Genomic DNA, 13710 nt, shown 5'->3' on the forward strand with positions numbered 1-13710 from the left:
TCTATCCAGCTAAATTTTTCATTAAACCCTGCAAATTTGGAATTAGATTCCGAATTTGCAGGGTTTAAATACTTTTATCAGTATTCATCGCCAGCCTTCTGGACGAATAGGCGTACAATCTTTGCTTAACACACAGGGGAAATTAGGAGCAGGAGATGCATCTAAGTTGATTTGATTTCCTAACAAAGTGGTAACAATTGGGCTGGGATAGCCCTCTCTTATCATCCAGTAAAGCCATTTTTTCTGCGGGTCTTTCACATTTTGAATGTTGCCAATAATACCGGGATACGAGCTTTAAAAAATTCCATGGTGCGAATGAAAACAAAATCACCTCAACAAACCTAACCTTGCGATTTTAAAGCCGTTTCATTCACCAAATTACACATACCAATGAAAAACTCCGTTTGAAAAAGAGAGCAAATTCCGACAATGGGTAATCTTCGACTATTACTCTATTAGTCCAATTTTTCACAGTCGATTTTAACAAGATTTACCGTAAAAAAATAAGGCAAAAAGCCCTGATATATTGTTCATTTTAGCAGCCTTACTTTCCAATACAAAACTTACTGAAGATATTGGCCAATAAATCATCATTAACTATTTGTCCGGTTATCTCCCCTAAATGATGTAATGCCAATCGGATATCCTGTGCCAGAAAATCACCCGTTATTCCTATTTCGAGGCCGTTGAGGGCATCCCTAAGCGCCTGTTGGGTTTTAACAAGATGTTCATAATGACGCAAATTAGTGATGACCGTGTCACTCGCAGAATCCGCCTCTAACAAGGAAGCCGTAAGGAATTTTTTGAGAGTTTCTATTCCTTCACCTGTTTTAGCAGAGATGGCAATTTCATTGCGCGGCGTACCCTCCCCAACACTTCTCTTAACAGGAGAAGTGTTGGGAGAAGTTATCGTTACAATCCTTCCCAATACTTCTTCTAAATTTTCAAATAACTTTTCATTTCTAAAGCGAATAATCGTAATTCCATAGATGGATTTAAGCTCTTGGGTTCTTAATTCATCGTATTCAATTTGTTCTTTTCCTAAGTGTACTCCTCCATCAAGTTCAATTCCCAAGCGATGTTCTGCACAATAAAAATCTAAAACAAACCCTTCCTGAACAGGATGTTGCCTCCTAAATTTCAACCCATTCAATTGGCGATTTCTCAAGATTTGCCAAAGAAACTCCTCTGCTGATGTTAGTGTTTGGCGAAGGTTACGTGCATTTTCCAAAATAGGGGGAGGTATTTTATAATGCATTGGTTTATAACCGTCATAAATAAAGGCTTGCGCTTTAGGCTCAACCTCACCCAACCCTCTCCTTTCCGGAGAGGGCTTTTTACTCCCCTCGCCTGAAAAGAGAGGGGTTGGGGACGGTCCGCCGCGCGGTGAGGTTAAATCCGCCTTATTCCTCACCCAAATCACCCTTTTTTTCTCCTCCAATCCTTCCGCCAGCTTTTCTACTTCTGCTAAGGTTTCCTCACTGTCAAACAGCATCAATACCACATCGGCCTGTTCCATGGCTCGCATAGAACGCTTGATTCCCATTGATTCAACCACATCTTCGGTTTCGCGAATACCAGCGGTGTCAATGATTCGGAACTTAATTCCGTCAATATAAAGTATATCTTCAATCACATCGCGTGTTGTGCCCGCAATAGCCGTTACAATGGCTTTTTCTTCGTTAAGTAGGGTATTGAGAAGCGTCGATTTCCCTACATTTGGTAAGCCAATAATCGCTACGGGTATCCCTTCTTTCAGTGCATTTCCAAAATCAAAGGACTCAATCAAGGGTTCAATCGTACTTTGAAGATTTATAATCAATGTTTTGAGATCGTCTCGATTGGCAAATTCAACATCCTCTTCGCCAAAATCCAATTCCAACTCTACCATGCTGGCAAAGTGAATAAGTTCTTCACGAAGGGAGGCTAATTTTTTGGAAAAACCGCCGCGCAGCTGATTCAGAGCCGTTCGGTGACTTGCCGCCGAATCAGCCGCGATGAGGTCAGCAACCGCTTCGGCCTGTACCAAATCAAACTGACCGTTTAAGAAAGCCCGTTGGGTAAACTCCCCCGGACGCGCCAAACGGGCACCGTGTTTGACCAGTAGTTTTATAATTTGCCGAATGATATAATCAGAGCCGTGACAGGAAATCTCAACGGTATCTTCTTTGGTAAATGATTTAGGACCTTTAAAAACAGCTACAAGCACCTCATCCACAATCACATTATTCTCCCGAATCGTACCGAAGTGTACCGTATGGGTCTCGACTTTTGTTAGGTCTTTCCCCTTAAAAATCTGATTAACAATCGAAAACGTTTGCTCTCCCGATATTCTAATCACTGCAATAGCCCCTACCCCCGACGGCGTAGCAAGCGCACAAATAGCTTCCTGTTGATACATTACGAAAAAGTAGCGAGACGCTTGAAAATAAACATCACCTTGGACGTTGCACCGTGGCCGTGATTCACATCAACAGAATTAACCAATTCCCAACCTTGCTTCGCCATCTCATTCAATTGGGCTTCTATGCTCTCTGGAGCAAGAACAGTTCCCCAAAAACCTCCTGGTTTTACTTCTATTACTTTGTACTCGTAGTTAGTTGTCATAAAATCAATTTTTCGTTATGAGCGCAAAGGTAATGCTTTCCTCTTTTTTTGCACGAGAAGAATGCCAAGACTAAATCCCCCCGAGAGACTGATAATAGGCGCATAATTTCCCGGTCGCAAACTTCGAAGGTTGAACAAATTGGTCCTTCCCAAGTTGGTATTGGCTTGTCCCAAAGGAGCGTCATTGGTGACAATAAGTTTCCGAAAGCCACCACCTACATAAATTTCAATGGACATACGGTCAGGAACCAACCACTGGTAGCCAAATTTTCCATGCAGTGCCGAGACCCGACGGCGAGTCCGCAAAAAACCTTCCTCAAAATAAGCGCACGTTCCCGTTGCGGGATTACACTGATGCCCAATGGCTTGGTACTGTCTGATAAACACCTCTTTCCGAAAATACTCCAAGGCAAAATAACTTCCACTTAATTTTGAAGCTGATTTGGTTACATAATACCGCAGCTGTGTCCGAAAACGCCAGTTATTCTTGTCAGGATAACGCGAATGTTCATCCCAAAGATTAGTATAAGAATTCCCCCAACCCACTTCCTGCTGCACACTCCAACGAGTACCGAGTGGAATTTCGGCCCCCAACGTCAGCGTATTATCAGGGTCTAACAGCATGGAAGGTGTAAACTTTATTATCGCTGCGGGGCGGATTGTATCTTGGGCTTGGAGTGAAGAGGTGAACAATAGCAACAGCATCCATCTTGGGCAAAACAACAAATTTCGTCCAAGACGTTTTGTGAAAATACCTTATACTATCATATTAGAGCTCAATTGAAATCTTACTTAATAACTCCATTTTGCCTTCATTTCGGTAGCTGTATTGCAGAAATCCACCCTCACCCGTCACGAGCAACACTTTGTTGAGAGGAATCACGTCAAACGACTTTACGTCTCCCAACGTTTGCTGCAATTTAGGTTGCGTTGGCAGAGTAATATCAAATATTTTCAGGCCGTTATTGCCCTCACAAACAAACAACTGCGAACCATCCACGCCCAAACCGTAGGGACTTTGCATGTTTTGAGTATGAATCAAACGAGGATTTTTCAAGTCTGAAATATCAACCACATCCAACGAGCTCATGGTAGCAAATCGCCGACAGGTCGCACCGCCCCTTAATGTAACATACGCATAATTGCCCTGAACCACCACGGGGTCACAGCTTTGCATGTGGGTGTATTTGGCAAGCAAAGTCGGGCTTTCCGGTTGCTGATTATCAAAAATATACATCCCATCATTGGCGCCGATAAACAGATTGGTCTTATAAGGGAAAATGGTTTCCAATCCCACACTTAAGCCAACCGTGTTTTTAGCAACAGGATTGTCGGGTTTACTGATGTCATATACCTGCAATTTATCGGGTAAAACACAATAGAGAGAATTGCCTACAATGGCAAAACGCGCCATGGAGCCGCCCGTTCCCGTTTGACCGTTTGGATTCACATCCGCGCTTTTTTCGGCGGAGCAGCCGATAAAAAGGCTCCAAAAAGTCGCAATTACTAACGCTGTTAGAAAATTTCTCATGTCTATTTCAAGGTTTAGCGATAACACTTTGGCCGATTCATTTTGACTTTCTCCCAACCCACTACCACGCCTTTGGACGCATCCACGCACTCAAAATAGGTCTGAATAGATAGCGGGTACGATTGAACAGGAAACGCATTTTCGATGCGTTTTACCAGTTGAACATTCGTAGGATCGGCAATATTGAGTACCACAAAATCGCGCCCGTTATCAGCATAAAGAAGATTGCCCTTCACGGCAATGTCCACGTTTCCCGGGATTTTGATAAACGATAATTTACGCGGTGCGCGTGGGTCGGCATTGTCAATCAAGTGAAGTCCTTTTCCCTGCTCATTGATAAACAGGTAGTTGCCTCGCACATATATCTTGCCCAGTTTGCGCAGGGCCTGCGGAGCTTCGGTACTTACCTGCCTCATTTCGGCTTGAGACGAGTAAATCGGGCGATAGCCCTCTCCGCTGAATGTTGGAGCACCCGGAGGAGCAGTATCGGTGTCAATATTGGTATGACAGCCTACTAATCCAACCATCATCAAAAAACCCCAAGTAGCTATTTTTTTCATAGTATTTGCTTTTTGCTTATTTGCCCACTTGCTCTTTATGTAGCCTCTTCTTTTGTCAAGATTCCGGAAGCCATCTCAATTTTCCATTTTTCACTTACCACCACCTTGTCCTCAATGTCACGGTATTCGATCTCCAAAATCTCATTCTGAAAACTCAGCCACGCAAATCCATTGTACCCTACCCCTATTCGTCTCAATTTGATTCGTTCACGTTGGTCGTAAAAAATAATGGATTCATTATCAACGCGGGGATTATCTATTTCTACCGGCATTCCTCCGTGGCCGATACAACGCCCCTCAATAGGCAATCCTGCCACCTCACGACGCTTATACCCCACCATTCGATGTTCATGCCCCCATATCCATAACACAGGACGTAAAAAGTTGCCAAAGAATTGTCTCAACTGCCGGGCAGGTTTTGGATACCCCTTTCGAAACGCTGAAAAAGGGGGATGATGGCTCAAAAAAACGATTCCGCGACGGTCTTCGGGGTTGTCTAAATGCAGTTGTTGACGCAACCAACGAACCTGTTCACGACGCAAATGACAATCGGGAGGAGAAATAATTTCGACAAAAGGTCGCTCTACGGAGGTATAACCCGTATCCAATCCTATGACCCGCCAATACTCATTTTCAAGACAGAAAAATCCCGCTTTTTGCTCACGCACATTATCACCTTCCCGTACTCCCATCGTAGGAAGTAATACTTTGAAGAAAGCATCGCCGTTGGAGTACATTTCATGGTTGCCCGACAAAGCTAAACTTCCCAATTTACCTCTGGGCCAAGACGCCTTCGGACTGATAAAGTTGTCGTGAACTTCGGAAGGAGCGCCCACAAAATAGATATCTCCTAAATGAATGGAATAATCGGGTTTGTGAGAGGCTACCACCGCTCCTATTCGATCCGATTCGGGTGTGTCGGAAGCCCAGTCGGAGAGCAAAGCTATGTTTGTTGTAGTAGTACCAATCGGCATTTTGAAGATGCCGGTGTCATCACCTCTGGGATAAAATTGGTATTTATGGCGGCGGCCGAAACGGCTTTTGAGGTAATGATACGCAAACCCAAATACATTAAACCACAGGAAATCAGTGAGTTTTCGAGCGGCATCAGCCGACTCTACATCTGCAGTTTGTTCAAGTTGGGCATTTTGGGTACGAAGGTGATTTTCGGCTTCGGAATGACCTACATTGACATACTCTTCTAAATCACGCTTTTGAGTTTTCGGCATCTGACTTTGTTTTGAAGTCAGCTAATTAACTAAAAAAATACCGAAATTACATTTTCAAAATTGTAAACTCTACCCGACGATTTTTTTTGCGGGTTTCTTCAATTTCATTGCTGGCAATCGGTTTGGTAGAGCCCCAACCTTTGATTTGAAGGCGGTTTTCGGAAATACCTCTACTCACTAAATATTTTTTCACTTCTTTTACCCGGTTTTCAGACAGTTCCATGTTAAGATTGAAATCCCCCTGATTGTCCGTGTGGCCTTCAATGAGGACTTCCATTGTGGCGTATTTGAGCATCATGTCAGCGATTCGGTCCATATCGGGCAAGGATTGCGACAACAACTCAAACTTACTTTGGTCAAACATCACGTTGTTGGACGTGATTTTCTTGCCCTCTTTGATGGGAACGAGCAGAATATTGCGTTTTATGTCTCGAAAACGCTTGTCTTTGGATAAATCCACGATTTCGTCCAGCGGAAAAAAGCCATCCTTGATCGCACTCAAACGATATGATTCCTGCACGGGCAAAATGATTTTATATTCCCCCGTTTCGGGATCGTATTCCACTTTAGAAACGTTGGAATTGTCTTTCAACAAATTCGTCACAATTTCAGTAGTTACGGGTTTTTTGGTGTCAGCGTCCAACACACTGCCCGAAATAATCGCAACCGGCTCCGGTTTGATGGCTGAATACACCTTAAAACGGAAAATATCTTCGCCGCCCAATGAATTTTGCATCGAGCTCATGTAAGCGTACTCGCCCGAAGCGGGAATACTCAAGAAGCCATCCCACTGAGGCGTATTCACGGCAGAACCCAAATTTTCGGGCTGACTCCACTTCGTCCATGACTCGTCCAAACGACGTGTCACAAAAATATCTCCACCGCCATAGCCCGCGTGGCCGTACGAAGTAAAATAAAGCGTTTTGTTATCGGTCGCAATAAAAGGAGCACTTTCTACATCAGCTGTATTGAGGATAGCCCCCATGTTTTGAGGCTTACTCCAAGAACCATCGTTTTTCAGGAAACTAACATACAAATCGCGGTCGCCGTTGGTATCCTGACGTTTGACCGACATTACCAACACATTTCCCTTGGGAGAGATCGCAAATTCCGTGTTATTCCGTTTATCAAGGTTATAAATATCTTCAATTTTACATTCAACGGGGTTATTCCAACCTGTTTTGTTACGGGTCGCTTTAGAGAGGCCAAACGTCATCGTTCCGTCGGGACGGTATACATTCATCAGGTACAGCGTTTTTCCGTCGGGTGAAATACTCACGATGGCATTATTGTCGGCGTTATTAATCGGAGTTCCCATGTTCTGCGCTCCGCTCCACCCCTCTCCCTGACGGGTCGCATACCAAACATCCTGATTTTCAGCACCACCGATGTTTTGCTCGTATTTTCCCCGGGTAAAATAAATGGTTTTTCCATCGGGCGAAATGACAGGGGCTACTTCCTGCGCCTTTGTATTGACATTTGCCCCAAGATTTTCCTTTAAGACTTCTTTGGGGGCATCTTTATAGACTCTGATTTTGAGGTCAAACGGTTTGGTAGAAGAGTTTAATCCAATAGCATCAATTTGGTTATAACCCTGCACGCGGGCCGGATTGAGAACTACCTTCACCGAGCTGATTACCATAGTTGAATCCGGCACATTCAATGATAGTACCCGACCGACATCAGAAACGACTGGTATCCCGTTTTCCAACACGGGCACTTCCTTACCCGCTGCATCGTACGCAAATACGTGTGTGATACAGCCTTGGTTAAAGTTTTCAACAATAAGAATTTGGCGCGCTTTTTGTGGGTTTTCAAAACCGACCCGAATCCATTCTTCAACGTTGGAATCTGCATTGTAAGGCGACCATGCACAGGAACTCACGCCAAACGGAGGAATGGTATTGGGATGGCCTAAAGCTTGTATGGCACGAAACTCTTTGCCGTATTCTTCTTTACGAAATTCGGAAGAAAAACCCACTAATTTACTGGCCCACTGTACTTCTTGGGCATGACTCGCGCAGACCGATACTAAAATATACCAAAACCAACCGGTACGTTTGGTCATTAGGAGTGAGGGGTAAAGATTAGGATATACTTTTATTCCCGTAAAAATAAGCAAAAATCATTCCAGAAGAAGCTATTCATTTGTTATTTGTTCTGCGGTATTTGATTTCTGCAAATCTGTCACCGAATTGTGTAATAACAGTCGACGCCTTATTTTCTTCCCACATTTCCAACCAACAACAACCAATCTTCATTGAGTGTAGGAGGTGTAAGTTCACGAACGCCCTTCGGTTTAAAATACCCTCCTATCCAGCGCTTATTCGTGCGAGGACTAATCCACAGAGCCCTGATGTTACTTCCTTTTATTTTTTCAACGTTAATCTTAACCGTGCGACTGGTTGGCAAATAAATAGCTGCCATCCGATAGTTTGGCAATACCGATACGGAGCCATAATCATTGCTTCCATAAGCGCCCCGGCCTTCCACTAAAATTTCATTGGAAGCGTCAGGGCGGAACAAATACCAGGGAAGACCACTGAAAATTTTGTAAAATAACGATACCTGAGCTACTCCTGGCAGCAATAATTTTTCCTGCCAATTAGTACCAAATGCCCAAATTGAACTTCCATAGCAATGACCACCTCCCCCGTTGAGTATCGTCCAATACGCTTGCCGGCGTATCATTTGGTCATTTCCTACATTCTCATCTTCGTATTGAGCTTCTCCCAGAATAAAAACTTTGCGCGGTATTTTTTGAGATTCAGCCATGGCAACTTCATACACTTGCGGCATTTCAGGTGTCCAAACACCCTGTTTTCCACGAAAATATGTATACACCATACTAAAATCCAACCAAGGTTCACTTCCAAATACATCCGTACTTGAATGTGAACTTGCTGCGTGATAGGTAATTAAATGATGCGGGGCCGCCGATTTCAGCCCTTCGGCCATTGCTTTTTGTACGTGTTCTTCCCGAAGCGGGTCACGATCGCCGCCCATAATCCAAACAACATTCGAATATTTTTTGAAACGATTCCCCAAATAAGAACCATAAACACGGCATTTCTCAACTCCATTTTTGTATTGCACATCATACCAATTGCCACGACAGCAACCCAGCCAAGCGGGTACCAGCGCCACTACCATTTGCATCCTTGCCGCTTGTTTGATTACTTCTTCTACGTATTGAAAATATTTGTCATTAGGGGCAGAAAAGTCTTCTTTTGGATAAAAAGGAGCTTCACCATACGCATTGGTTTGATTTGGTTCCGGAGGCAATAATTGCAGAAATACAGTATTAAAATGTTGGGCATTGCGATTGGCAAGATAAACCTTAGCGTCTTCTATTCTTAGCTTTTGCAGTAATGTCCACCCCGCATCTGCATTCAGTAAAAAGGGACGATTGTAATAATCTGTCAGATAGCGGCCATTCTTACTGACTTTTAACGGAAAAATTCCTTGGTGAATGGTAACAACAGCGGTAGGTTTCTTTTTCGGAGTCGATTTCCTTCTTTTTTGAGCAAACAGGGAGGTAATTGCCAGCAATAACAATAAAAATATGCGTAGTAATCGGGGCATAAGCAAGGGTTCAAAGGGGTTAGGAAGAAGCAAAACTAATAAAAAAGCCGCTGTTTGTACAAATCAGCGGCTTTTTGACCTATTTTCCAACTTTCTACCCAAGAAAAAATACTATTTTTACCTGCTTTTATCTATTTATGACCTTCTAAATCTTCCTTCATGAAAGTCAATCGAAGAGAATTTTTGCGAAACACAGGCTTAGCAGCCGCTACTCCTTTATTGCTTAGTGAGTTAGTTGCCTGTACTTCTTCCTCTAAATCCGACGAAAACAAAGCAGATTTTACCGCGACGGCTGCGACCGTCGTTGCGCCATCCATCAACGAATTTGGAATTCAACTCTGGACTGTCAAAGAGGACGTAGCCAAAGATACCAAAGGGACGTTGAAAACTTTGTCAGATTATGGTTACAAATTCATTGAAAGTTTCAGCCACGAAGGCCCCGAAATTTTCTGCGGCATGAAACCTAAAGAGTTCAAAGCGTATTTAGAGTCCATTGGGCTTACTATTTACAGTAGCCACTGCGACCCCATTTACACCTTTGATTTGAAACGCGAAGACGAATTCAAAAAGTTAGTAGACGATGCCGCAAGCATCAGCATGACGCACCTTTTCAATCCTTACATGGGTGATAAAATCAAAACTTTGGATGATGTAAAAAAAGCAACCGAAGGACTGAATCGTTGCGGAGAAATCTGCAAAAAAGCAGGCTTAAAATACGGTTATCACAATCACCACTATGCATTTCAAAAGATAGATGGGAAATATCCCGAAGACATTTTTCTAACGGAAAGCAATCCTGATTTGGTGGATTTTGAAATGGACATTTACTGGTTGACAGCCACGGGTCAAGACCCCATTGCACGGCTCAAAAAATACCCCAATCGATTCCGATACTGTCATGTGAAAGACATTTATCCCGAAGCAAAAGTAAAAGAGATAACGGCAACCGAGAAAATAAACCCGCAGTTTCCTTACAATGCTTCGTGCAATCTGGGAACGGGTCGGATTGATTTTGCTAAAATACTGAAGGTAGCCGCCGACAACGGTGCACAGCATTTTGTGGTAGAACAGGGACGTTTTGATGCAGGGCCACCCATACAAGCTGCCAAAGCGGATGCCGACTACATGAAAAAATTGGCTTTTGCTTAACGAAGTTTCATTACATCAAGGCTTTTCTTACTTCCTCAATAAATCGGGGGACTTTTTCTTTGGGGTCGCCTTTGCCGAGCGTTTCAACGGGGACGTAACCTCGGTATCCTGATTCTTTGATGAGTTTGAAAAGCCTTACCAAATCCGTTTTCACTTCTTTTCCGTCCACAAAAATATTTTCCTTCACCTGCCAATTAACCGCGTACGGAATCGTGCGGGCAATCTGTTCATAAGGGTCTCCGCTGCGATAACTTCCTGTATCCAAAATCAGTCCAAACCACTCCCTGTTCACCATTTTGATGATTTTGATGGCCTCATCAGCGGTTTTTATAAAATCATTATGGTTCTGAATCGCCACGATGACTCCATGTTTTTGGCCATATTCTACGCATTCTTGAATGTCTTTGACCATCCAAGCCGCAATTTGGTCCCACGAAAACTCTTTGGGAATTAGCACGCCCGCAAAAATTCTGATGACGGGTGCCCCCAATTTTGAAGCACATTCAATCCAGTTCTTAATCAATTGAACATCTTCTTTTCGTTTGTTAGCATCTGGGTTGGTGAAATCGTTGCGAACTCCCGTTCCGCTGATAGAAACGCCCAACAAATGCGCCTTCCGCTTGATGTGGTAGATGTATTCGTCGGAAGGAACTTGCGGATAGCCTGGAAAATAATAACCGGTCAAATCCACTCCGTCAAAATTTTGAGCCGCACAAAAATCCAGCAAATCGTCCAAATTCATGGTTTTTGCCATCAATGGATCATTGAAAGAATAAGCATTCAGGCTGGTTTTCAGCTTAGTGTGTTTTGATTTATCTTCTTGGTTGATGGCTCCCACGGAGAAAAGAGCCGGAGTTATCAGTAACGATTTGACAAAATTCCTTCTTGCGGTAGTTTTCATGATGATAAGAGTTTTTTTGAATGGATTATTCTCAAAAAACCTAATCAGCTAAATACTACTGTTGTTTTACATTTCAAACAACAAATTCACGTCCGTTTGCAGGAAATCTTGCCATGGAATGCCGCTATTGCCGACCAATAGCACTTTGTCGTGGCGGACTTTTTTCTCAAAGGCTTGTACGCCTTTGGCGCTTTGACTTCTACCGCTTTTTACTTCCAGACCGATTACTTTATTGAATTTTTTCAACACAAAATCCACTTCGTCGTTGCCTTCTCGCCAGTAAAACACCTCCGTGCGTTGGAGGCGTTGCGCCCTGATTAAATGTACGCCAATGGCTGTTTCGACGTATCTTCCCCACACATCGGGCTGTCGCAGGACTTCTTCAAAACGATTCGACTGATACACCGACGCAAAAGCTGAGTTTTGGACTTGCCATTTAGGAATGGACATCCGCTGACGGGCCACGTCGGGGGCGTATTTTTCGAGGCCGACCAACAAGCCTGCTGAGTCTAACAATTCGAGGTAATGCGACAGCGTGGTGGTGTTGCCCACGTCTTGGAGTTGCCCCAAGAGCTTGGTCATGGACAAAATTTGCCCCGAATACCCGCAACCCAACTCAAACAATTGGCGCAGCAGCGAGGGTTTGTCCACCCGACTCATCATCAAAATATCTTTGGAAAGCGTGGTTTCTATCAAGCTGTGCAGCACGTACTCTCGCCAGCGTTCTTCGTCCTGAATCAGCGAAGCAGCCCCGGGATAGCCCCCAAAATAGATAAATTGCTCCACCGACACATCAAAAGCCGCCTGCATTTCGGCAAAAGACCAGTGCGTGAGTTGTATCACCTCAAAGCGCCCCGCCAACGATTCACTCAGACCACGTTGCAAGAGTAAGCGTGCCGAACCCAACAAAATCACTTTGATGTTGCGCCCGTTGAGGCTGTCGGCATCCCATTCTTTTTTGATGACCTCCGCCCAGTTATCTATTTTCTGGATTTCGTCAATAATTAACACGCATTCCGCTACACCTGAGTTGAGCAATTGAAAGCGAGCCGTTTGCCATTGTTGACTTATCCAAACGCTATTGGCCGAGGGCACAGCATCGGCAGCCACAAACACCACGGGTACGGTAAGCGTACTGACCAACTGCCGCACCAAGGTAGTTTTGCCCACTTGCCGAGGCCCCATAATCACCTGCATAAACTGCCGTGGGGCGGCCATTCTTTTTTGCAGAATAGATAGCTCTGATTTGACAAACATAGGTTTTACTCAATAGATTGAGTAAAATTACTAAATATATTGAGTAAAATTAAAATTAAGGCAAAAAAGAGTTTGGACAGGCGTAATTAGTAGTAGATTGGGAAGGATCAATGAATGAAGTTAGCTTGACCTTATCGTGTTGGAAACACGCAATTTATTGTGAACCTCAGCCTCTTTTTAGATGAGCTATAAGTGGCTTATGGAAACACGAGGCCACGGTGATTCTTATAGACCACGGTTTAGGGATTGTATTCAGCCATCAAACCTATTAATTCATCATTTGCAACTGGAACATAAGAATCTTTACCACCTGTACTTTTGGTACCATCAAAATTACCTTTATCTAGATATTTTGTTTTACCATCAGCTATCATAGTAGCAACTTCATTATTATAAAATATCACTTTTTCAATTTCACTCGCGCCATTTTGCCTTGCCTCTCTGTCACCTTGAAATTTACTTTTTGCCCTTTCTATTTCAACACCCAAACCGCCATCATGGTCAAATAAAAAATAATTAGGGTTGTTTCTATTTTCTCTTTGTATTTGCTTAATCTCATCTTCTTCATTTCCTGTCAACCCACCACCACTTAAAATTCTTTCAAAATGCTCTTTAAACATTCTCTTTGCATCTGGCGCCTTTTTAAGATTTTCTGCTAACGTTGCATATAATTCAACGATATCTTTTCTAACCTCAACGGAATCTAATTCAGTATCAAAAGTATTTTCTAAAGCCTTGTAAATTTTTTCACAATTGCCATCACAATCTTTGAATGGGTGTACGAATGTATGCAGGATTGCTTCCTAAGCGGCCATTCTGACCAATTGAATTACCTCATCCCATTGATTACTAAGGTTTTTTGTTCTCAGATTTAAAACTTGCTGTGCTCCA

General features: G+C 43.3%; 13 protein-coding genes. 1 reads left to right on the forward strand and 12 read right to left on the reverse strand.

Annotation, left to right across the window (positions count from 1 at the left end; translation table 11 throughout):
* Positions 1-84: 84 nt before the first annotated feature.
* The 9 genes from Q0081_RS05440 to Q0081_RS05480 all read right to left on the reverse strand — a co-directional run bounded on the left by Q0081_RS05440 (position 85) and on the right by Q0081_RS05480 (position 9512).
* On the reverse strand, positions 85-258 hold the full coding sequence (locus tag Q0081_RS05440) for a hypothetical protein (protein ID WP_298350127.1): 174 nt from the start codon (positions 256-258) through the stop codon (positions 85-87).
* Positions 259-544: 286 nt separating this feature from the next.
* Positions 545-2401, reverse strand: a complete 1857-nt coding sequence (gene mnmE / locus Q0081_RS05445) for a tRNA uridine-5-carboxymethylaminomethyl(34) synthesis GTPase MnmE (protein WP_298350129.1) — start codon at positions 2399-2401, stop codon at positions 545-547.
* Complete coding sequence (locus tag Q0081_RS05450; protein WP_298350132.1) at positions 2401-2607, reverse strand: DUF4177 domain-containing protein; 207 nt, start codon at positions 2605-2607, stop codon at positions 2401-2403. The genes mnmE and Q0081_RS05450 overlap by 1 nt, the downstream gene beginning before the upstream one ends.
* A gap of 15 nt (positions 2608-2622) precedes the next feature.
* Complete coding sequence (locus Q0081_RS05455; protein WP_298350133.1) at positions 2623-3312, reverse strand: DUF3575 domain-containing protein; 690 nt, start codon at positions 3310-3312, stop codon at positions 2623-2625.
* Between the two features lie 64 nt (positions 3313-3376).
* Positions 3377-4138, reverse strand: a complete 762-nt coding sequence (locus tag Q0081_RS05460) for an LVIVD repeat-containing protein (RefSeq protein WP_298350134.1) — start codon at positions 4136-4138, stop codon at positions 3377-3379.
* 14 nt (positions 4139-4152) lie between these two features.
* Positions 4153-4698 carry an LVIVD repeat-containing protein gene (locus Q0081_RS05465; protein WP_298350135.1) on the reverse strand — a complete coding sequence of 182 codons (546 nt, stop codon included), beginning with the start codon at positions 4696-4698 and terminating at the stop codon, positions 4153-4155.
* Between the two features lie 35 nt (positions 4699-4733).
* Positions 4734-5927, reverse strand: coding sequence for a metallophosphoesterase (locus Q0081_RS05470; RefSeq protein WP_298350136.1), 1194 nt, complete (start codon positions 5925-5927; stop codon positions 4734-4736).
* A 46-nt stretch (positions 5928-5973) separates the two neighbouring features.
* Positions 5974-7995: an OmpA family protein gene (locus Q0081_RS05475; protein ID WP_298350147.1), complete on the reverse strand. Its 2022-nt coding sequence runs from the start codon at positions 7993-7995 to the stop codon at positions 5974-5976.
* Positions 7996-8144: 149 nt separating this feature from the next.
* Positions 8145-9512: a DUF4038 domain-containing protein gene (locus Q0081_RS05480; protein ID WP_298350148.1), complete on the reverse strand. Its 1368-nt coding sequence runs from the start codon at positions 9510-9512 to the stop codon at positions 8145-8147.
* Positions 9513-9671: 159 nt separating this feature from the next.
* Here Q0081_RS05480 and Q0081_RS05485 point away from each other — a divergent pair, with 159 nt between their 5' ends.
* Positions 9672-10661: a sugar phosphate isomerase/epimerase gene (locus Q0081_RS05485; RefSeq protein WP_298350150.1), complete on the forward strand. Its 990-nt coding sequence runs from the start codon at positions 9672-9674 to the stop codon at positions 10659-10661.
* Positions 10662-10671: 10 nt separating this feature from the next.
* Here Q0081_RS05485 and Q0081_RS05490 read toward each other — a convergent pair whose 3' ends face one another.
* From Q0081_RS05490 to Q0081_RS05500, 3 genes are all read right to left on the reverse strand, one after another.
* Positions 10672-11562 carry a sugar phosphate isomerase/epimerase gene (locus Q0081_RS05490; RefSeq protein ID WP_298350151.1) on the reverse strand — a complete coding sequence of 297 codons (891 nt, stop codon included), beginning with the start codon at positions 11560-11562 and terminating at the stop codon, positions 10672-10674.
* A 66-nt stretch (positions 11563-11628) separates the two neighbouring features.
* The gene (locus Q0081_RS05495) at positions 11629-12819 is read right to left on the reverse strand and encodes an ATP-binding protein (RefSeq protein ID WP_298350152.1); all 1191 of its coding nucleotides are present in this window, start codon (positions 12817-12819) and stop codon (positions 11629-11631) included.
* A 239-nt stretch (positions 12820-13058) separates the two neighbouring features.
* Positions 13059-13439, reverse strand: a complete 381-nt coding sequence (locus Q0081_RS05500) for a hypothetical protein (protein WP_298350154.1) — start codon at positions 13437-13439, stop codon at positions 13059-13061.
* Positions 13440-13710: the final 271 nt, after the last annotated feature.

It is taken from the genome of Runella sp. (assembly GCF_027484545.1).
In the GTDB taxonomy this organism is placed as follows: Bacteria; Bacteroidota; Bacteroidia; order Cytophagales; family Spirosomataceae; genus Runella.

What these genes read in the sequence shown, in the direction of transcription:
- Q0081_RS05485 (WP_298350150.1), top strand. Translation starts at nt 9,672, where the DNA reads ATGAAAGTCAATCGAAGAGAATTTTTGCGAAACACAGGCTTAGCAGCC.
- Q0081_RS05460 (WP_298350134.1), bottom strand. Translation starts at nt 4,138, where the DNA reads ATGAGAAATTTTCTAACAGCGTTAGTAATTGCGACTTTTTGGAGCCTT.
- Q0081_RS05490 (WP_298350151.1), bottom strand. Translation starts at nt 11,562, where the DNA reads ATGAAAACTACCGCAAGAAGGAATTTTGTCAAATCGTTACTGATAACT.
- Q0081_RS05470 (WP_298350136.1), bottom strand. Translation starts at nt 5,927, where the DNA reads ATGCCGAAAACTCAAAAGCGTGATTTAGAAGAGTATGTCAATGTAGGT.
- Q0081_RS05480 (WP_298350148.1), bottom strand. Translation starts at nt 9,512, where the DNA reads ATGCCCCGATTACTACGCATATTTTTATTGTTATTGCTGGCAATTACC.
- Q0081_RS05500 (WP_298350154.1), bottom strand. Translation starts at nt 13,439, where the DNA reads ATGTTTAAAGAGCATTTTGAAAGAATTTTAAGTGGTGGTGGGTTGACA.
- Q0081_RS05495 (WP_298350152.1), bottom strand. Translation starts at nt 12,819, where the DNA reads ATGTTTGTCAAATCAGAGCTATCTATTCTGCAAAAAAGAATGGCCGCC.
- Q0081_RS05455 (WP_298350133.1), bottom strand. Translation starts at nt 3,312, where the DNA reads ATGCTGTTGCTATTGTTCACCTCTTCACTCCAAGCCCAAGATACAATC.
- Q0081_RS05450 (WP_298350132.1), bottom strand. Translation starts at nt 2,607, where the DNA reads ATGACAACTAACTACGAGTACAAAGTAATAGAAGTAAAACCAGGAGGT.
- Q0081_RS05465 (WP_298350135.1), bottom strand. Translation starts at nt 4,698, where the DNA reads ATGAAAAAAATAGCTACTTGGGGTTTTTTGATGATGGTTGGATTAGTA.
- Q0081_RS05475 (WP_298350147.1), bottom strand. Translation starts at nt 7,995, where the DNA reads ATGACCAAACGTACCGGTTGGTTTTGGTATATTTTAGTATCGGTCTGC.
- mnmE (WP_298350129.1), bottom strand. Translation starts at nt 2,401, where the DNA reads ATGTATCAACAGGAAGCTATTTGTGCGCTTGCTACGCCGTCGGGGGTA.